An 18,516-nucleotide genomic window follows, 5' to 3' on the forward strand; every position below is an offset into this window, starting at 1 on the left:
TTATATCAAAAAGAATAGCGAACGGACCACGATACGCCGTACAAATAAGGATGCGAATCGAGGCTCTGATTAGATTTAAAACCAGATGTAACGGCCTTTTGATAAGAGCCCGTCAGGTTGGCAGCCCAATTCGAAGAAAGCTTGTAATTCAATCTCAGCCCCGTTGTCGCAGCCCAGTTCGTGCCACGGTAAATGTCGTCGCTGGCAGTTGTCTTAATAATCTCCCCTGAAGCCGATTCCAATTCATTCACTAAAAAGAAATTCGCCATCATCCCTCCGAGTACCGAATAGCTGAATTTCTTGTCCGGATTTAATGTAAAGCCCGCCTGAACCGGTAATTGGAGATATTGATAGTTGTTACTTACTTTTTTGGCGACATCGATATATAGTGCTCCATTATTAAAGCCGGCAGCTTTATCGGCAGCGGGGCTATTGGCCGCGGATGTCAACCCGGCCAGTGCATTTTCCAACACATTCGAAGACAGGTTGTTGTACGCATTCAACACATAGCCGCCTCCTTCATAGGCCGAATTGCCGCGGAGGTAGCTGATGCCTGTCTCCACAGACCAGTGTTTCGATATTCTTACGCCTCCCTGAGTCTGCACTGCATAAGATGCCCGTGCTTGGCTGGATCCGGTAGTTGCCCGCCTCTGGCTCACCGACTGCGCTGAAAACGCCATAGGCGCCTCTTTCAACTGCACATCCGGGTTAAACGATGCCGGCATAACACCCAGGCCCGCATAATATTCTTTCGGCTTTTTCGCTTTTACAGGCTCTTCGATCTCGATCTGAGGACGGAAGAAAACGTGCCGTTTTTGTACGTAAACATCCAGGTCGCTGTATGGCAAAGACGCCAGCAATTGTGCAGAAATCGCCTGGCTTTGATCCGCAAATTCAGCCGCATAGCTGTTTCCGCCCACTTTCGTCACCGCAATTTCCACGGGCTGCACGTTCTCAACAGGCGTAGAGAGCGTGTTGATTACCTCATTCACTGAGCCATTGCCTGCAACCGGTTTCTGAACACGGGCAGCAACTGCTAGACCCTGCTGCTCAATCGTGGCATTTTTTGCTTTGGCAAATGCATTTCCCCTTTTTGCAGCGGTACTCGCATGATCTGTTGCCGCAATCCCGACCTTCGATTCAAAAGGCTGCTGGGCACCAGGCTTTACCGATGCAACTTGTGGTTCGCTTGCAGAGGCCAGTTTCTCCGCATTCAAATTTTCGCTTGCAGAAGGGGCCTTTTCAGTTGCTTCGCTACTCTCTGGCACTCCGGCCGGTTTCGTACTCACAGCCACTTGTGGTTTATCATCGGTATTAAGTCCTGACAACCAAAGTCCGCCGCCTACCACCAGCAATGCAACGATCGACGCGGCAGCGTACCATACTTTGGGTGACTGCCACCACATCGGAACAATCTTCTCCTGCTCCTTGTTCAGGCGCGCCTCGATACCCTCCCACACAGACGGCGGGGGAGCTTCGGAAGCCTCCTTCAAGGCCTTTCTCCACTGGTCCTCAAAATTGTTTATGTTGGACGGATCCATCATCAAATCTTTTTTCTTTGTTCAACTTCTGTTGAAGTAATGTCCTGGCACGCGAGTATTGCGACTTGGACGTTCCTTCGGAGATACCCAACATCTGGGCGATCTCATTGTGCTGGTAACCTTCAATCGCGTACAAATTGAAGATCGTCTGGCAACCGGGCGGCAATTCGCGGATCATCTCCATGAGTTGCTGCATCTGGAAATTCCCCAGCGTGAATTCCCTGTCCGACAAGCCATTGTGATGTACATCTATATCATCCAGTTCTTTCAGGTATTTCTGCTGCCGCAAATGGTTCAGTGCCGTGTTTACCACTACCGATCTGAGCCAATATTCCAGCGGACTGTCGGCCCTGAAAGAATCTATGTTTTCGTAAATTTTGATGAATGCATCCTGCAACACATCCTCCGCATCAGCGCGGTTTTTCGTGTAGCGCAGGCAAATAGCAAACAACTTACCCCCAAAAACATCATATAGCTGTTTCTGGGCGATACGGTTGCGCTGCTTGCAGCCTTTCACCAGTTCCTGTTCGTTAAACGTCATCCGAAGGTTAGGGGTGCTTCGTTCGGTTTGTAATTAAATTCAGCACCTCTATCCATAAGATAGCCGATTACTGTTGCGTTATGATCCGACCCGCGCTCTCGCGTCCGTCGTAAATTGTCTGACACCCTCATTATCAAAATGGTTGGAACACTTGGAAAAACTATTGCCAAACGTTGGGTACTTTACGCCAAGGAACTATTCAGAGGCGCATATCATTTAATAAGTACAACCTAAAATCTATCGCCCCATGAGCCAATATATGGTTGAAATCCAGCTACCGGCTGTCATGTCGGAAGATTTCACAGCGAAAATACCTGCTCAGAGAAAAAAGATTAATGAACTGATGGAGCAAGGAAGGCTGATGTCTTATGCTTTGTCTGATGATTATTCCAGACTCTGGTGTGTGGTTCGCGCAGAAACTGAATTTGAAGTTATGTCGCTCGTCTCGGAATTTCCGCTGATCGATTATATGGATCCCAAAATAACCAAGCTTATGTTCAATAATGTGGTAGCACTTCGCTTGCCCATGTTCTCATTGAACTGACACCATTTGAAGGTATTTTGTTGCCTGTAAAAGCCTCGTCGGGATATCCGGCGAGGCTTTTTTGGCTTATAGTCAGAGCTTTCCGGTAATCAGGGAAGCAATTTTTTCCAAGGCTGCTCGATCCGTTTCGCTAAAATCGTTGAGCTGGTCACTATCCACATCCAGCACCATTGCAACGATTCCATTTCGGTGAAAAACCGGCACTACTATCTCCGAACGCGACGCGGAGCTGCACGCGATATGTCCGGGAAACAGCTCTACATCCGGCACTAAAATGGTTTCCGCACGTGTATAGCTAGCACCGCATACGCCCTTGTGAAACGGAATACGCGTACAGGCAATCGGTCCTTGAAACGGCCCCAATACAAGCTGCCCTTCCTTAACGACATAAAATCCCACCCAAAAAAAACCGAGCGCTTCCTTTAAAACCGCAGTTATATTGGCCAGGTTAGCCGTAAGGTCACTTTCATCGGCAATCAGTGCTTCGATTTGCGGAAAAAGAGCTTCATAAACCTCCGCTCTATTTGTATCAGTTGGTATAAATAATGTTTCTGCCATAATCTTAAATACTATTCGATTTCTGGTTAACACAGATGCCTTTTGAATAGTTACAAATAATATGAAAATGCGCTCTGATTGAGCCGTTAATAGCACGTCTTGTGTTGTATATTTGAAGTTCGATTAAGTGCTATCAGCAAGCCCTCTCATGAGTCAAAGACATATCTTATTAATGGATGGCCCCGATCACAAGGGGCTGATCTACCATGTTACCCGCATTCTTTTTGCCCACAATCAGAACATCATCAGTAATGACGAGTACGTAAGCCCTTCGCGCTATTTCTTTATGCGTACCGAATTCGAAGGAGATACCGATATTCCCGAACTATTAAAAGCACTTCAGTCCGAATTACCGGCCGGGCTGAACCTGCGCATTAACCCTAAAAAAAATAAGGATATTGTGCTGATGGTCACCAAGGAGCACCACTGCCTGGGAGAACTACTGATCCGCTATGCATTCAATGAGCTGGATGCAACCATTCTGGCGGTGATAAGCAATTATAATACGTTACAGCCGCTTGTGAGCAAATTCGGGATACCTTTTCATTTTATTTCGCATGAAAATAAGAGCCGTGAGGAGCATGAAGAGGCGATATTGAGGACATTGGATATTTACCGTCCCGATTACGTAGTACTGGCCAAATATATGCGCATTATCACGCCGCAATTTGTTGAGCGCTTTCCAAACCGGATCGTCAATATTCATCATTCGTTTTTGCCCGCATTCATCGGGGCAAATCCTTACCGGCAAGCATACGAACGTGGTGTGAAAATCATTGGAGCAACCGCGCATTTCGTGAATAACGACCTTGACGAAGGTCCGATTATCGCACAGGACGTAAAAGAAGTGGATCACAAACTGACCGCTTCGGATATGGCTACTTTGGGAAAAGATACGGAAAAAGCGGTGCTTTCAAAGGCTTTGAAGCTCGTGTTCAACGACCGCGTTTTCATCCACCACAACCGCACCATTATCCTATAAAACAAAGAAAAAGCCCTTAGTCAGAATCACCGAGGGCTTTTTGCAATCTGATGGATGTTATTGAATATGTAATCTTACAAAAAATTCTTTAAAACATCAAATTCAGATTCAAGCTGTTAACTAATTCTAAGGATATTCTAATTAAACCGCTTCTGCTGTACGCACCAGTTCAACCAGATCTCCGTCGTTTACTTCTTTCTTGATATCCGCTACTTCGAGGAACCGTGTGTACAGCTCATCCAGCGCAGCTTTCTCGAAGGAGAACCCTAGCAGCTCCAGGCGGTGCTTCAATGCGTGGCGTCCGCTGCGGGCAGTCAGTACGATGTCAGACTTATCAACACCCACGTCCTGCGGGTTCATAATTTCGTAGTTCAAATTGTTTTTCAGGAAGCCGTCCTGGTGGATACCCGATGAATGCGCAAATGCATTACGGCCCACGATCGCCTTGTTCGCCTGCACCGGCATACGCATCATTTTCGACACCAACTGGCTCGTCGGGTAAATGTGCTGCGTGTTAATGCCCGTTTCAAGACCCAACTCCTGATGCACTTTCAATGCCATTACCACTTCTTCCAGCGAAGTGTTACCGGCGCGTTCGCCAATACCATTGATCGTCACCTCTACCTGACGAGCGCCCTGGTTGATACCCGCGATGGAGTTCGCGGTAGCCAAGCCGAGGTCATTGTGGCAGTGGATCGAAATAGTGGCTTTATGAATATTCGAAACGTGCTCGAATATGTATTTGATTTTGTTTCCGTACTCGTCGGGCAGGCAGTAGCCGGTTGTGTCAGGGATATTAACCACTGTCGCACCTGCGCCAATCACCGCCTCTACCAGTTGTGAAAGGAAAACGAGGTCTGCACGGCCTGCGTCTTCGCAGTAGAACTCCACATCCTCCACTTTGGTTTTAGCATATTTCGTAGCCGCGATCGCTCTTTCGATGATTTTCTCGCGGGTAGTGTTGAACTTATGCTGGATATGAATGTCCGAAGAACCGATACCTGTATGGATCCGTGCCCGCTTCGCATACTGCAACGCATCTGCGGCTGCATCGATATCGCCTTGTACCGCACGTGAAAGCGCACAAATGATGGGCTCACGTACAGCCTTGGAGATTTCTACCACAGAACGAAAGTCTCCGGGACTTGAAACCGGGAAGCCGGCTTCGATGATATCTACCCCCAGCTTTTCGAGTTGTGTGGCAACAACAATCTTTTCCTCTGTGGTCAATTGGCTGCCCGGCACTTGCTCGCCGTCTCGTAAAGTAGTGTCGAAGATCTGAACTCGATTACTCATTGGTGGGTATTAATTTTTTTATGGGACACGAATTTAACAATATTTCAGGCAATATAAAACCCTTTCCTTGTCACGGGAAAGGGTCTGTAACTTATCAAAACATAACCTTTCCCGCCTCACGGTAGCTGTTGGAGATTGAGAATGAGGTTATCTTGCTGGCTCATATTCATGTTGCGAAATTTCGCTCACCGCGATTTTCTTCTGCAAAGAAAGCACAAGTTTTGAATGCAACAAATATTGTTTGGCAAAACTTTAAAATTTTTTAGATTCTTTTCAAAAGCTCTTCGCCAGCTTGTTGTGTATTCAGAATCTTATCCGCCGGAGTGGTTGCATCGGCAATGTCGCGAGTTCTGAAACCATCTTTCAACAACTTGTCAACCGCCGAAATAATCGCTTCCGATTCCTCTTTCAAACCAAATGAAATATCGAGGAGCAAAGCGGCAGAAAGCACTGATGCCAAGGGGTTTGCAACACCTTTACCGGTAATGTCGTGCGCCGAGCCGTGGATCGGTTCGTAAACACCGGTGCTGTCGCCCACAGACGCCGAAGCGAGCATTCCCATGGATCCGGCGATCTGGCTAGCCTCGTCAGTGAGAATATCTCCGAACAAGTTCGCGGTCACAACAACGTCGAAACGCTTTGGATCTTTGATCAGCATCATCGCAGCCGCATCCACAAACTGGTGCTCAACGGTAATGTCCGGATATTCAGGAGCCAAAGCCTGAACCACTTCACGCCACAGACGGCTGGTTTCAAGTACGTTCGCTTTATCCACTGAGCAAAGACGTTTTCCACGCGTGCGAGCAGCTTCGAATGCCTTGCGAGCAATGCGCTCCACTTCGTAACGGCTGTATTCAGCGATGTCGTAAGCGGTATTGTTATCGTTTTTACGGCCCTTTTCGCCGAAATAAATGTCGCCTGTCAACTCGCGGAAGAAAAGGATATCCGAACCTTTCAGGATTTCAGGACGGATAGAAGATGCGCCCAGCAGCTCATCGAACAACTTGATCGGACGAAGGTTAGCGTACAAACCAAGTTCTTTACGCATTTTCAGCAAGCCTTGCTCAGGGCGAACTTTGGCAGTAGGGTCGTTGTCATATTTCGGATGGCCAACGGCACCGAAAAGGATCGCGTCGGAGTTACGCATTTTTTCGAGGGTCTCGTCAGGAAGCGGGTTACCTGTCGCCTCGATCGCTACGTGGCCCATTAATGCCTCGTCGTAAGAGAATTCATGACCGAATTTCTCGGCGATTTTTACCAACACTGCCTTTCCTACCTCTGTAACTTCTTGTCCGATTCCGTCGCCCGGAACGATAAGGATATGCTTTTTCATTAAGATTTTAATTGATAATCAATAAATTATAGAGTAATGATTGGTTCGGGGGTGATCTTGTTTTCGGGAATACCGATCAAGTTCAGCATTTTCTGGGTAGCCTTGATCGCCGCAAACGTCTGGTCCGAATCCAGGCCACGCGTTTTGACCTCTTTGCCGTTAATTTCCCAGGTAATGATCGTTTCGCACAATGCGTCTGTCTTTCCACCCGGCGGAATCCGCACGGTATAATCGCTCAGCATTGGCAAGTCGATTCCCTTCTTCGCGTAAATCCTCTTCAGTGCATTCATAAATGCGTCGTACTGACCGTCGCCTTGTGCATTTTCTTCAAAAACCTCTTCGCCAAAAGATATCTGCAATGTGGCAGAAGGTTTCAGGTTTTTGGAATGCGTGAGCACGTAATTGGTGATGACCACCTTTTCCTCAATCGCATCGCTATCGAGAATGTCGGAGATGATGTAAGGCAAATCCTCCGGGGTTACCACTTCTTTACGATCGCCAAGCTCGATAATCCGTTGCGTTACCTTTTTGAGGTCCGCATCCGAAAGCGAAATGCCCAGGTCTCGCAGGTTGTTCTCGATGTTGGCCTTCCCGGAAGTTTTACCCAATGCATACAAACGCTGACGACCGAAACGCTCCGGCATCAGCTTGCTGAAATAGAGGTTGTTCTTTTTATCACCATCCGCATGAATGCCCGCAGTTTGCGTAAAAACACTCTCTCCCACAATCGGCTTGTTGGCCGGAATGCGGATACCCGAGAACGTCTCCACCAGCTTGCTGATCGAGTATAGCGACTTCTCGTTCACCGCTGTCGTGCATTCCGGCATAAGGTCGTTGATCACCGCGATCGTGCTCGCGAGCGGTGCATTACCTGTACGCTCGCCCATGCCGTTCACGGTCAAGTGTAGCCCGTGCGCGCCCGCACGAAGCGCTTCCATCACGTTAGCCACGCTCAGATCGTAATCGTTATGCGCGTGAAACTCGAAATGGTGGTTCGGATAGCGGTCCACAATTTCCTTCACGAATGTGTACGACTCTGAAGGCGTCAGAATGCCGAGCGTATCAGGAAGCAAAATGCGCTTTACAGGCAATGTAGTCAGAAAATCAAGCGATTGGAATACATATTCTTTCGAATTACGCATGCCATTGCTCCAATCTTCCAGGTACACATTGCATTGAATGCCTTTCGCTTCCGCCAGCTCGATCACATTACGAATGTCCTCGAAATGCGCTTCCGGCGATTTTTTGAGCTGGTGGGTCAAATGGTTGAGCGACCCTTTGGTGAGGAGGTTCATCACTTTCGCGCCGGCCTGCACCATCCAGTTAATGGAAGCATCGCCATCGACGAACGTGAGTACTTCTATTTTATCCAGAAAACCATTCTTACCAGCCCAGTCTGTGATTTTCTTAACCGCCTGAAATTCACCCTCCGACACACGTGCCGAGGCTACTTCAATGCGGTCGACCTTCACTTCCTGCAACAGGATCTGGGCGATAGTCAGTTTTTCGGATGCGGAAAACGACACCCCGCTGGTTTGTTCACCATCGCGGAGTGTCGTATCCATAATTTCTATGTAGCGGCTGTTCATAGGTAGTCAGCCGTCGACGGTCAGCAGTCGGCGGTCAGGAAAATCGACAGCCGACTGCCGATCGCCGACAGCCCATTAAAATATTCTCTCTGCTTCAAATTCCTTGATCTCCCCCTTCATAGCTTGCAGATAATCGATATCATCGAAGCCGTTTGTAAGGTTATGTTTTTTATAACCATTAATGTCGAAAGACTCGCTTTCGCCGGTCGCAACGATCGTGATTTTCTGCTCTGGCAGGTTCACTTCCAGTTCTGCATTAGGATCAGCCTCAATCGCTTCGAAGATTTTGTTCAGAAACTCGGGGCTCACTTGCACCGGCAAAATACCGATATTCAATGAGTTACCTTTGAAAATATCCGCAAAGAAGCTGGAAACCACGCAACGGAAACCGTAATCGTAGATCGCCCACGCTGCGTGCTCGCGGCTCGAACCGCTACCGAAGTTGTGGCCTCCTACGAGGATTTTGCCCGAGTAAATTGGGTTGTTCAATACGAAGTCCTGCTTCGGCGTATCGTCGCCATTGAAGCGCCAGTCGCGGAAAAGGTTGTCGCCAAATCCCTCGCGTTTGGTTGCTTTCAGGAAGCGGGCGGGGATGATCTGGTCGGTATCGACGTTTTCGATCGGCAAAGGAACTGCCGAGCTTTTCAGTATGGTGAATTTATCGTAAGCCATTTTTTAAATGCTTTATGCCCTAGGCTCTAAGCCTTAGGCTTTTTTTGTAATGCTTTTTTCTAAATGGTACAGCATTCTCTTTATGAGATTAACTCTTTCATTTAATGGAATATAATCTGTATCCGAAAGATATTGCAAATCTTTTGAGAGCTGTAAGAGATACTCAACTTCATGGGCCGAGCCCAGTGAGATATGTATGAATCTCGCAAATTCTGAATCTGTTGTCCTGCCGCAGCCTTCCGCCAAATTTGTTGGAATCGAGACAGAAGCTCGCCTGATCTGCGAAGTGACGCCATATGTTTCATTTGGCGGGAATCTTCGCGTTTTGGTATAAACATCAAGAACAAATTCATGGCTAATCCGCCATACTTCATACTTCCTGAAATCTCTCATAGTGTGCTAATGTAACCTGCTTATTGCTTAAGGCCTATCGCCTAAAGCCTCAAAGAAGCGTTCTTGGATCGGTAACTACGCCGGTAACTGCTGCTGCTGCGGCCACGAGCGGGCTCGCGAGCAAGGTACGAGCACCAGGCCCCTGACGACCCTCGAAGTTACGGTTAGAGGTACTTACCGCATATTTGCCGGCTGGGATCTTGTCGTCGTTCATCGCGAGGCAAGCCGAGCAGCCTGGTTGACGGAGCTCGAAACCAGCTTCGGTCAGAATATCCAGAATACCTTCTTCTTTGATTTGCGCCTCTACAATATGCGAGCCTGGAACGATCCACGCAGTCACATTATCAGCCTTCTTACGGCCCTTCACGATCGACGCGAATGCACGGAAGTCCTCGATACGACCATTGGTACAGCTACCGATGAAAACGTAGTCGATTTTCTTGCCCAGCATATTCTCGTTCTCATGGAAGCCCATGTAGTTCAGCGACTTATCGTAAGTAGCCTTGCCACCTTCCACCTGATCCGAAGTAGGGATCGCGCGGGTGATGCCTTGGCCCATTCCCGGGTTGGTACCGTAAGTGATCATCGGTTCGATGTCGGCCGCGTCGAAGTTATATTCTTTATCAAAAACAGCACCTTCGTCTGTTTTCAGCGTTTTCCAGTAGGCCAATGCTTTGTCCCACTTCTCACCTTTCGGAGCTTGCTCGCGGCCGTTGATGTAGGCAAAAGTCGTTTCGTCAGGAGCGATCATACCGCCACGGGCACCCATTTCGATGCTCATGTTGCAGACGGTCATACGGCCTTCCATCGACATATTTTCGAACACATCGCCCGCATATTCAACGAAATAACCCGTTGCACCGGCAGTTGTCAGTTTCGAGATAATGTAAAGCGTCACGTCTTTCGGAGTAACCCCCTTACCAAGCTGGCCATTTACGTTTACACGCATTTTCTTAGGCTTAGGCTGCATAATGCATTGCGAAGAAAGCACCATTTCCACCTCGGAAGTACCGATACCGAACGCGATTGCGCCGAACGCACCGTGGGTAGAAGTGTGCGAGTCACCGCAAACGATGGTCATACCTGGCAGTGTGATGCCATTTTCAGGTCCAACCACGTGCACAATACCGTTACGAGCGTGGCCCAATCCCCAGTGTGAAATACCGTATTTCGCAGCGTTCGCTTCGAGGGCTTTCAATTGGTTAGCTGAAAGCGGGTCAGCCACGGGAAGGTGCTGGTTGATCGTCGGGGTGTTGTGATCCGCCGTCGCGAATGTGCGCTCAGGATACATCACGCCAATGCCTCTGGTTTCGAGTCCTAGGAAAGCAACAGGGCTTGTTACCTCATGGATAAAATGGCGGTCGATGAAGAACACATCCGGACCGTCCTCGATTTTACGGACAACGTGGGCATCCCACACTTTGTCGAAAAGGGTACTCGCTTGATTACTCATTTTGATTAAAATTAGAATTTCGCCTCGTCGTTCAGGCTTCAAAGAAAGAGCTGATAATCAACGCCTTTCTCAGAAGGAGAACCGACATTACAAATTACCGCATAAATAAAGGAATATGTATAACGGTAAAGGTTCAAAAAATAGTGATTTTGGTTTGGGCGGCATATTTGAGCGGAAATCTTTATTCCAAAGCCTCGGGCTCCATGAGCGGCTCTTGTCGATTGTCCCAAAAGAATAGTATATGTATTTGATCACCTACGAGTTCGTAGAATACTGAGCAATTCTTATGAATCCATCCCTTGCGTATGTTGGGATTTTCACGGGTGCCTTTGAAAATGAAAGGAGTGATACTTATCGTGTCTAAGATATGAATTACCCTGCGGTTAAATTGTTTGGCAACATTCTTACCAAATCGTGATGCAATCTGGTCATAGATGGCGTCGAATGTTTCGACCGCCCTGGGCGCCAAGATCACTTCATAAGCCAATATCCCGTTTTCTGTTTTTAAACTCGTCCAAGGTCATGTAACGACCAGCCTGTATTTCCTCCCTACCAGTCTGAATCCCTTTCAAAACGTGTTCCGGCAGTTCTTCCTCTCTGTCAAATGGAACTTCCATTGCTTCCAAAAAAGCGATTACTGCTTCTTCCTGATCCTTTGTTGGATATATATGAATAGCTTCCATTGGCTGATTCGACTGTTAGTGTAAACAAATATAACGATTTACCGGCAGAAGCACCGTCTCGTCACCCCTGCCGCTTCGGCGTAGTCCCGTATTTTTCTTTGTAAGTCTTGATAAAATGCGAAACGCTCTCGTACCCGATTTCCGTGCTGATCTCTGAAACGTTCTTCGTGCTGTTTCTCAATAAGAAATCCGCGTAATCCAGCCGCTTGTTTTTCAGCCACAATGCAGGTGAAGTATCGAATTCGTCCTGAAAATCCCGCTTGAATGCGGAAAGACTCCTACCGGAAAGTCGCGCCAGTTCATTCAATGTAAGCGGTTTCAGGTAGTAGCTGTTCATTAAAAACGAAAGATCAACCTTTTCGCCTTTGTAGAGACTGTACAAAATGCCCCGCAGCTGGTTTGAATTATCCAGCTCCATCAAATGCAGCAACAGCTCCTGAAATTTCAAGCGCAGGAAGTGGTTCTTCAACTCCGTTCGCGAGCGGAAATAGGGAAATACCGACTGTATAAACTTCTCAAAATTGTCATCCGACTTCAAAAGTAAAATCGGATATTCGACAGTTTCGTTGTCTTTCTGTGCATCGAAAAGCTCAGGGTGTAGTCCAACAAATTCTTTCAGCAGCTTTTCATCGAAAAAGAAAACCAGACTCTTATAAGCCTCATGAATCGATTCCGACATTAAGTAAAAGCCCCTCTGAATGAACAGAATATCTCCTTTTTCAACGTGTACCTCCTGCGTCGGGCTGGTAAATTTCTTTTCACCTTCCAGTACCACAATCACCGCATGCTCTTCGAAAAACACATCGTATTTGGAAGGGTATACCTCATTCCGGTAAGCCACGAAAGTCATGTCCTGAATTTTCAGGGACTCAAATTCCTGGGAGCTGATATCGGATGGTACACGGAGCATTGGCGGGCAGCGGCTATTTCCGGTTTTTAAAAAGTTTGTTCAGATTCAGATAGTAGTTCAAACTGATGCGCGGGCGGTTGAAAAAGGTGACCTCGTCTGAAACCAGCGATGAAAAATTCGCGAAATGTGAGATTTCAAGACTGAACTGCCTCCGGAAAGAGATACCCGCATGCGGCCCCAAAATAGCCGTCCGCCAGCTATCCATGGGAAAACTGTACTCAAAACCGATATTAGGACGAAAATCGCCGGAACCTATATAAGTTCCCGCACCTATCTCCAAGGTATTCAGACTGGTTTTCTCATCAGGAACGTAATTGTACACCTTGCTCACGGAGACACCCGGTATTGTCGCAAACAGGATTTTGAAATATCGGTTGTGAAATCTTCTCGGCAGGTTTACACGCAACCCCACTCCGAATGTAGCTGTTGTCCCGAGGTTAACATCGGTTTCCTCCCAGGCTTCGATACCGCCCATCACATACGCATCTATCTCCATTTCCGACTCCGCAGCAGCGCCTGTCTTCTGCTTTTCCGGGGCATTCAGGCCGTTATACCGGTCGACATAGCGCCCCAATTCCTTAGCCGAATACCCGCGAACAGGGCCATTATCTGGCCCGTCGGCCAGCAATACCGGTAATTGGCGCACATATTCGTCGTATTGAATGAGATACTTTTTTCCGCCAGTCAGTCTGTAAAACGGATAATTGAACAGCTCCGTCAACTTTCCACCCTTTTGCAGGAAGAAATGCGGCTGCTCGGAAAGGTCCATATATTCCAGTAAAGTCGCTTTCGGGCCGGAGGTTATTTCGCGTAAATAAACAGTTACCGAGTCCTTTGCCTTGAAAGACGGAGCCAACTCGTAAGTTTTGCTCAAATCGATGTTTAGTATGCCGATCCTTTTGCTGATATAACGCTCATTAAGTGGTGCAATGTAAAACTGTGCTGCCTCGTCCGGGCCCACTTTTTCGGCGATGCCGTTTTTCTCCCTGGCAAAATCGACTGTCATCGGGCTGGTACCCCAGCCATCGTAACGGATATATCCTCTGACCGTGTCACCTTTGGCAGAAACAATGTACCCATCCAGCGCTTTTCCCTGACCGAAGCTCTGTGAAAAAGTTGTAAGAGCCAGCAATACCCCGGTAATTAAACGATACGACCTCCCGAGTAAATTCAAATTCATACACGATATCAGTTATACCTACACCATAAACTGAAACAAATCCGGTTGATCATTCAAATACTCATAAACAACGCGGTTCGCATCCATTCGCTCGATGAGTGGCGCAAAGTCTTCGCGACTTTTCAATTCAATCCCGACCAATGCAGGTCCCTGCTCGCGGTTGGTTTTCTTCACATATTCAAAACGCGCAATGTCGTCGTTCGGGCCGAGGACATTCAAAAACTCGCGGAATGCACCCGAGCGCTGCGGGAAGCGAATGATGAAATAATGCTTCAAGCCTTCGTAAAGCAATGAGCGTTCTTTGATTTCCTCGGTGCGCGTAATGTCGTTGTTCCCACCGCTGATGAGCACAACGACGTTTTTACCTTTGATATCTTCTTTGATCAAATCCAATGCGGCCACTGTCAATGCGCCGGCAGGTTCCGCGACGATCGCTTCTTCATTATAAAGCTGCAAAATCGACGAGCATACCTTTCCCTCCGGAACCAGCAGGATTTGGTTCAGACTCTTACTGCAAATATCAAATGTAATGTCGCCGGCACGTTTCACCGCGGCACCATCGACGAATTTGTCAATGTTATCCAGCGTCACCACATGCCCTTCCTGAATGGATTTGTGCATGGTAGGTGAGCCTTCCGGTTCTACGCCAATCAGCTGTGTTTTGGGAGAAAGCTGTTTAAAAACAGTGGAAATGCCTGATGCTAAGCCCCCTCCGCCGATCGCCATCAATAGATAGTCAATTTTGAAATCAGCGTCTTTGAAAATTTCAAGGCCTACGGTTCCCTGGCCTTCAATGACCTGCAAATCGTCGAATGGGTGTACGAAAACGGCATTAGTGCTATCGCGATAGGCCATCGATGCATGGTAAGCGTCGTCGTAAGTATCGCCTACCAGATGTATTTCAATCCATTCCTGGCCGAAAAGCCGCACTTGCTTCACTTTCTGCGCCGGCGTGGTGGTAGGCATGAAAATCGCGCCTTTTACTTCCATTTTCCGGCACGCATATGCTACGCCTTGCGCGTGGTTGCCCGCGCTCGCACACACGACCCCGCCTGCAAGGGCTTCGGGCGTGAGGCTTGCCATTTTGTTGTACGCGCCGCGGATTTTGTAAGAGCGAACGGTTTGCAGATCTTCTCTTTTGAGGTAAATATTGGCCCCATACTGCTCCGAAAGATGTGCATTAAAAAATATTGGTGTGTGGTTAATCACCCCTCGCAGGCGTTCGGCGGCGAGGAATATGTTATCGAGAGTCGGAACGGAATGTGAAGTGCTCATAGGATTCAATGAAAAGAGCTTTGCAAAAAGCAAAGCTCCATTTTTTTCTTTTGCAGTTGACTTAAGTCAACTGCAATAAATTATTTTGAAACAATTAGTTTCTTTCTGGGCGCAATCCGCGTACAGTTGTACCAGCTTGCCACATTTCTGATTCACGCAATTCAGCCAATTCAGCTTCCAGCTTCACGCGGTAGTCAGGCTGTGAGTTGCGGGTGATCGAGATAGTAGCTTGCTCGCCTGATTTTACAGAGTTGTAAAGTTGCTCGAAAACAGGCTTGGTAGCGTCACGGAAAGGTTTCCACCAGTCCAAAGCACCGCGCTGTGCAGTAGTAGAGCAGTTAGCGTACATCCAGTCCATACCGTTTTCAGCAACCAATGGCATCAACGATTGAGTCAATTCTTCAACTGTTTCGTTGAATGCTTCCGATGGCGTGTGGCCATTCGAACGCAACACTTCGTATTGTGCCGCGAAAATACCCTGGATAGCACCCATCAAAGTACCACGCTCACCGGTAAGGTCAGAAGTTACTTCACGGTAGAAATCAGTTTCGAACAGGTAACCTGAACCTACACCGATACCCATTGCGATACATTTTTCACGCGCTTTGCCGGTAGCATCCTGGAATACCGCGAAAGAAGAGTTCAAGCCTTTTCCTTCTACGAACAAGCGGCGAAGTGAAGTTCCCGATCCTTTTGGAGCAACCAGGTACACATCCACGTCAGCAGGAGGAACGATGCCAGTCTGATCTTTATAAGTTACACCGAAACCGTGTGAGAAATACAGTGATTTTCCAGCAGTAAGGTGTTTTTTAACAGTTGGCCAAAGTTCGATCTGAGCAGCGTCAGAAAGCAAGTAGCAAATGATAGTTCCTTTTGCAAGCGCCTCTTCGATGTCGAAAAGGGTTTCGCCTGGTACCCATCCGTCAGCAACGGCTTTGTCCCAAGACTTACCACCTTTACGCTGACCAACGATTACATTGAATCCGTTGTCGCGCATGTTCAAGCTTTGGCCTGGGCCTTGTACGCCGTAACCAATTACAGCGATAGTTTCAGTAGAAAGTACTTCACGTGCTTTTTCAAGTGGAAATTCTTCACGGGTTACTACTTCTTCTTCGACCCCGCCGAAATTTAATTTTGCCATTGATTATTGATTGGATTATTGATTTACTACGAATTAAAAAACAATACTACTAAAAACTGGCCGACTATTGGTAATATTCCCACTCAGCTTCGGGCAGATAATCTACCAGTGTCTGAGGCGATTTGCTCACCGCCACGCGTCCCGAGCGAACGAATTCGAGGATTTCGTGGGGTTTGATATAGTCGAAAAATTCAAAGATCTCTTCTTCCGTACCCGTCTTCTGAATGATCACGTAAGTAAGGTGCCAGTACACGACCCAAGCCTTGTAAGTCTTGTTGATCGTCTCGATATCGAGCGGTTTCGCACCGATCGGCGTAGAAACCTTGAACAATGCGATCTCGTTGTATGCGATGTCTTCATTGAGATACCCGAAAACCGCGAGTACTTCGATGATCTTACGGATCTGGCGGACGAGTTTCTCCACCGCGTCGCGCGATTCATGACGGATGACGATCGTAAAGCGGGAAATACCCTTACGCTCGGTTTCCGAAACTGTCAGGCTATCGATATTGATCCGCCGCCGCGTGAAAATCGTGGTGATCTTGTTCAGAATGCCGATCGTGTTTTCAGTAAAAACACAAATGGTGTATGATGTCATAATTTCTTCCTCTTTTATATTATTCCAAACGGATATCAGCTACGCAGGCACCCGTTGGCACCATCGGGAACACGTTTTCTTCTTTCTCTACCAATACTTCCAGCAGATAAGGCTTGTCGGAAGCGAGCATTGTATCGAGCGACGCGTGCAAATCCTCGCGTTTCGCGCAGGTATGACCGTCGATACCGAAGCCCTTAGCGATTGTGATGAAATCAGGGTTTTGCAGCTCCACGAACGAGTAGCGTTTCTGGTGGAAAAGCTGTTGCCACTGGCGTACCATTCCGAGGAAGTTGTTGTTCAGGATGATGATTTTTACTGGCAAACCGCTTTGAGCGATAGTACCAAGCTCCTGAATCGTCATCTGGAAGCACCCATCACCGATAATCGCAACCACTTCACGGTCCGGCGCACCTACTTTCGCTCCGAATGAGGCCGGCAAGGCATAACCCATTGTTCCCAGACCACCCGAGGTAATATACGAACTAGGCTTTTTGAACTGATAATAGCGTGCAGCCATCATCTGATGCTGGCCTACGTCCGCCACGATCACCGCCTCGCCTTTGGTTTTATCCGAAAGCGTACGTATTACCTCAGCCATCTTGATCTTCTCGGTCGTCGGAGCCAATTCCGGCTGCGTGATTTTCTCGTCCTCGATCACGTCGTACTTCTTGAATTCCGCGATCCAGGCTGCATGGTTGTTCGCATTCACCAATGGAAGCAGCTGTTCGAGCGCGATTTTCGCATCACCTACCACCGGAGCATCCGCTTTCACGATCTTGTCGATCTCAGCCGGGTCGATTTCAATATGAACCACTTTCGCTTGTTTCGCATAGCGGCTCAAATCACCCGTTACGCGGTCGTCGAAACGCATTCCGACTGCGATAATGAGGTCGCATTGGTTGGTCAACACGTTGGTACCGTAGTTCCCGTGCATTCCCAGCCAGCCTACATAGTTGGGGTGGTCAACAGACATCGACGAAAGTCCAAGCAGTGTCGAAGCAGCAGGAATATCTGTTTTTTCAATGAAACGGATCAATTCCTGTTCCGCGCCGGCAATCTGCACGCCGTGGCCTACGAAAAGGAACGGACGCTTAGCCTGGTTGATCAGCTTCGCAGCTGCCGCCAGTTGCTCCTCCTTCGGTGCAAGGCGCGGGTGATAGCTTAGCAAAGTCTCTGTCTTCTTATGTACGAAAGGCTTCGTCATCAGCTTCTGCTGCGCATCCTTGGTAATATCGATCAAAACCGGACCCGGACGGCCTGATTTTGCTATGTAAAATGCTTTGGCAATGATTTCAGGGATCTCATCCGCGTTGGTCACCTGATAGTTCCATTTCGTAATAGGAATGGTGATACCCATCACGTCCGTCTCCTGGAATGCATCGGTACCGAGCAAATGCGACGCCACCTGACCGATAATGCAGACCATCGGCGTAGAGTCAATGATCGCGTCGGCGATACCGGTTACCAGGTTGGTAGCACCCGGTCCCGAAGTAACAAGGCAAACCCCTACCTCACCCGTAATGCGCGCAAACCCCTCCGCCGCGTGTGCAGCACCTTGCTCGTGACGCACGAGAATGTGGTTGATCTGATCCTGATAGTCGTAGATCGCATCGTACACCGGCATAATCGCGCCGCCCGGATAACCGAAAATGGTTTTCACCCCTTCCGCAATCAGCGACTGGATCACCGCATGCGAGCCATTGATCAGCTCCGGCTTGGCCACCGAAACCACCGGTTCCGAGCCCCGAATTGTTGCAGTTTGATTTTCATTAAATCCCATGACCTCTATTTTATTTAGTCGGATGAATTTTCAAGATTTTCAATATC

At 48.1% G+C, this 18,516-nt stretch carries 19 protein-coding genes; 2 read left to right on the forward strand and 17 right to left on the reverse strand.

Annotation, left to right across the window (positions count from 1 at the left end; all coding sequences use genetic code 11):
* Nucleotides 1-5 precede the first annotated feature (5 nt).
* Entirely contained in the window at nt 6-1,544 is a 1,539-nt protein-coding gene (locus CLV60_RS12865) for an outer membrane beta-barrel protein (RefSeq protein ID WP_229210950.1), read from the reverse strand.
* On the reverse strand, nt 1,513-2,082 hold the full coding sequence (locus CLV60_RS12870) for an RNA polymerase sigma factor (RefSeq protein WP_090385172.1): 570 nt from the start codon (nt 2,080-2,082) through the stop codon (nt 1,513-1,515). Before CLV60_RS12870 ends, CLV60_RS12865 begins: the two co-directional genes overlap by 32 nt.
* Before the next feature lie 247 nt (nt 2,083-2,329).
* Here CLV60_RS12870 and CLV60_RS12875 point away from each other — a divergent pair, with 247 nt between their 5' ends.
* Nucleotides 2,330-2,626: a muconolactone Delta-isomerase family protein gene (locus tag CLV60_RS12875; RefSeq protein WP_090149248.1), complete on the forward strand. Its 297-nt coding sequence runs from the start codon at nt 2,330-2,332 to the stop codon at nt 2,624-2,626.
* 72 nt (nt 2,627-2,698) lie between these two features.
* Here CLV60_RS12875 and msrC read toward each other — a convergent pair whose 3' ends face one another.
* Nucleotides 2,699-3,184, reverse strand: a complete 486-nt coding sequence (gene msrC, locus CLV60_RS12880; protein WP_106595773.1) for a free L-methionine (R)-S-oxide reductase MsrC — start codon at nt 3,182-3,184, stop codon at nt 2,699-2,701.
* A 148-nt stretch (nt 3,185-3,332) separates the two neighbouring features.
* Between msrC and purU the strand changes: the two genes are divergently transcribed.
* Nucleotides 3,333-4,166, forward strand: coding sequence for a formyltetrahydrofolate deformylase (gene purU / locus CLV60_RS12885; protein WP_106595774.1), 834 nt, complete (start codon nt 3,333-3,335; stop codon nt 4,164-4,166).
* Between the two features lie 141 nt (nt 4,167-4,307).
* Here the strand turns inward: purU and CLV60_RS12890 are convergent, their stop codons facing one another.
* The 14 genes from CLV60_RS12890 to ilvB all read right to left on the reverse strand — a co-directional run bounded on the left by CLV60_RS12890 (nt 4,308) and on the right by ilvB (nt 18,469).
* On the reverse strand, nt 4,308-5,462 hold the full coding sequence (locus tag CLV60_RS12890) for a 2-isopropylmalate synthase (protein ID WP_106595775.1): 1,155 nt from the start codon (nt 5,460-5,462) through the stop codon (nt 4,308-4,310).
* A 262-nt stretch (nt 5,463-5,724) separates the two neighbouring features.
* On the reverse strand, nt 5,725-6,795 hold the full coding sequence (leuB, locus tag CLV60_RS12895; RefSeq protein WP_106595776.1) for a 3-isopropylmalate dehydrogenase: 1,071 nt from the start codon (nt 6,793-6,795) through the stop codon (nt 5,725-5,727).
* Between the two features lie 26 nt (nt 6,796-6,821).
* Nucleotides 6,822-8,384: a hydroxymethylglutaryl-CoA lyase-like TIM-barrel protein gene (locus CLV60_RS12900; RefSeq protein ID WP_106595777.1), complete on the reverse strand. Its 1,563-nt coding sequence runs from the start codon at nt 8,382-8,384 to the stop codon at nt 6,822-6,824.
* Nucleotides 8,385-8,459: 75 nt separating this feature from the next.
* Nucleotides 8,460-9,056 carry a 3-isopropylmalate dehydratase small subunit gene (gene leuD / locus CLV60_RS12905; RefSeq protein WP_106595778.1) on the reverse strand — a complete coding sequence of 199 codons (597 nt, stop codon included), beginning with the start codon at nt 9,054-9,056 and terminating at the stop codon, nt 8,460-8,462.
* Nucleotides 9,057-9,089: 33 nt separating this feature from the next.
* Nucleotides 9,090-9,449, reverse strand: a complete 360-nt coding sequence (locus CLV60_RS12910) for a four helix bundle protein (protein ID WP_106595779.1) — start codon at nt 9,447-9,449, stop codon at nt 9,090-9,092.
* Between the two features lie 49 nt (nt 9,450-9,498).
* Entirely contained in the window at nt 9,499-10,902 is a 1,404-nt protein-coding gene (gene leuC, locus CLV60_RS12915) for a 3-isopropylmalate dehydratase large subunit (protein WP_106595780.1), read from the reverse strand.
* A gap of 181 nt (nt 10,903-11,083) precedes the next feature.
* Nucleotides 11,084-11,377: a type II toxin-antitoxin system RelE/ParE family toxin gene (locus CLV60_RS35015; protein WP_374755646.1), complete on the reverse strand. Its 294-nt coding sequence runs from the start codon at nt 11,375-11,377 to the stop codon at nt 11,084-11,086.
* A gap of 1 nt (nt 11,378) precedes the next feature.
* Nucleotides 11,379-11,585 (reverse strand): hypothetical protein, encoded by a 207-nt coding sequence (locus CLV60_RS12925; RefSeq protein WP_106595782.1) that lies wholly within the window; start codon nt 11,583-11,585, stop codon nt 11,379-11,381.
* A 61-nt stretch (nt 11,586-11,646) separates the two neighbouring features.
* A complete protein-coding gene (locus CLV60_RS12930) occupies nt 11,647-12,495 on the reverse strand; it encodes an AraC family transcriptional regulator (protein WP_106595783.1) in 849 nt (282 codons plus the stop codon).
* A 13-nt stretch (nt 12,496-12,508) separates the two neighbouring features.
* Nucleotides 12,509-13,675, reverse strand: coding sequence for a hypothetical protein (locus tag CLV60_RS12935; protein WP_106595784.1), 1,167 nt, complete (start codon nt 13,673-13,675; stop codon nt 12,509-12,511).
* Nucleotides 13,676-13,693: 18 nt separating this feature from the next.
* Nucleotides 13,694-14,950, reverse strand: coding sequence for a threonine ammonia-lyase IlvA (gene ilvA, locus CLV60_RS12940; protein ID WP_106595785.1), 1,257 nt, complete (start codon nt 14,948-14,950; stop codon nt 13,694-13,696).
* Between the two features lie 94 nt (nt 14,951-15,044).
* A complete protein-coding gene (ilvC, locus tag CLV60_RS12945; protein ID WP_106595786.1) occupies nt 15,045-16,091 on the reverse strand; it encodes a ketol-acid reductoisomerase in 1,047 nt (348 codons plus the stop codon).
* A 64-nt stretch (nt 16,092-16,155) separates the two neighbouring features.
* Nucleotides 16,156-16,689: an acetolactate synthase small subunit gene (ilvN, locus tag CLV60_RS12950; protein ID WP_106595787.1), complete on the reverse strand. Its 534-nt coding sequence runs from the start codon at nt 16,687-16,689 to the stop codon at nt 16,156-16,158.
* Between the two features lie 19 nt (nt 16,690-16,708).
* Nucleotides 16,709-18,469 (reverse strand): biosynthetic-type acetolactate synthase large subunit, encoded by a 1,761-nt coding sequence (ilvB, locus tag CLV60_RS12955; protein WP_106595788.1) that lies wholly within the window; start codon nt 18,467-18,469, stop codon nt 16,709-16,711.
* Between the last annotated feature and the right edge of the window lie 47 nt (nt 18,470-18,516).

It is taken from the genome of Dyadobacter jiangsuensis, from assembly GCF_003014695.1.
Lineage (GTDB): Bacteria > Bacteroidota > Bacteroidia > Cytophagales > Spirosomataceae > Dyadobacter > Dyadobacter jiangsuensis.

Excerpts from the sequence above, each read along its gene's own strand:
- purU (WP_106595774.1), top strand. The coding sequence starts at position 3,333 with ATGAGTCAAAGACATATCTTATTAATGGATGGCCCCGATCACAAGGGG.
- ilvC (WP_106595786.1), bottom strand. The coding sequence starts at position 16,091 with ATGGCAAAATTAAATTTCGGCGGGGTCGAAGAAGAAGTAGTAACCCGT.
- CLV60_RS12930 (WP_106595783.1), bottom strand. The coding sequence starts at position 12,495 with ATGCTCCGTGTACCATCCGATATCAGCTCCCAGGAATTTGAGTCCCTG.
- CLV60_RS12910 (WP_106595779.1), bottom strand. The coding sequence starts at position 9,449 with ATGAGAGATTTCAGGAAGTATGAAGTATGGCGGATTAGCCATGAATTT.
- leuB (WP_106595776.1), bottom strand. The coding sequence starts at position 6,795 with ATGAAAAAGCATATCCTTATCGTTCCGGGCGACGGAATCGGACAAGAA.
- msrC (WP_106595773.1), bottom strand. The coding sequence starts at position 3,184 with ATGGCAGAAACATTATTTATACCAACTGATACAAATAGAGCGGAGGTT.
- leuC (WP_106595780.1), bottom strand. The coding sequence starts at position 10,902 with ATGAGTAATCAAGCGAGTACCCTTTTCGACAAAGTGTGGGATGCCCAC.
- CLV60_RS12890 (WP_106595775.1), bottom strand. The coding sequence starts at position 5,462 with ATGAGTAATCGAGTTCAGATCTTCGACACTACTTTACGAGACGGCGAG.
- ilvA (WP_106595785.1), bottom strand. The coding sequence starts at position 14,950 with ATGAGCACTTCACATTCCGTTCCGACTCTCGATAACATATTCCTCGCC.
- ilvN (WP_106595787.1), bottom strand. The coding sequence starts at position 16,689 with ATGACATCATACACCATTTGTGTTTTTACTGAAAACACGATCGGCATT.
- CLV60_RS12900 (WP_106595777.1), bottom strand. The coding sequence starts at position 8,384 with ATGAACAGCCGCTACATAGAAATTATGGATACGACACTCCGCGATGGT.
- CLV60_RS12925 (WP_106595782.1), bottom strand. The coding sequence starts at position 11,585 with ATGGAAGCTATTCATATATATCCAACAAAGGATCAGGAAGAAGCAGTA.
- CLV60_RS12865 (WP_229210950.1), bottom strand. The coding sequence starts at position 1,544 with ATGATGGATCCGTCCAACATAAACAATTTTGAGGACCAGTGGAGAAAG.
- CLV60_RS12870 (WP_090385172.1), bottom strand. The coding sequence starts at position 2,082 with ATGACGTTTAACGAACAGGAACTGGTGAAAGGCTGCAAGCAGCGCAAC.
- leuD (WP_106595778.1), bottom strand. The coding sequence starts at position 9,056 with ATGGCTTACGATAAATTCACCATACTGAAAAGCTCGGCAGTTCCTTTG.
- ilvB (WP_106595788.1), bottom strand. The coding sequence starts at position 18,469 with ATGGGATTTAATGAAAATCAAACTGCAACAATTCGGGGCTCGGAACCG.
- CLV60_RS12875 (WP_090149248.1), top strand. The coding sequence starts at position 2,330 with ATGAGCCAATATATGGTTGAAATCCAGCTACCGGCTGTCATGTCGGAA.
- CLV60_RS12935 (WP_106595784.1), bottom strand. The coding sequence starts at position 13,675 with ATGAATTTGAATTTACTCGGGAGGTCGTATCGTTTAATTACCGGGGTA.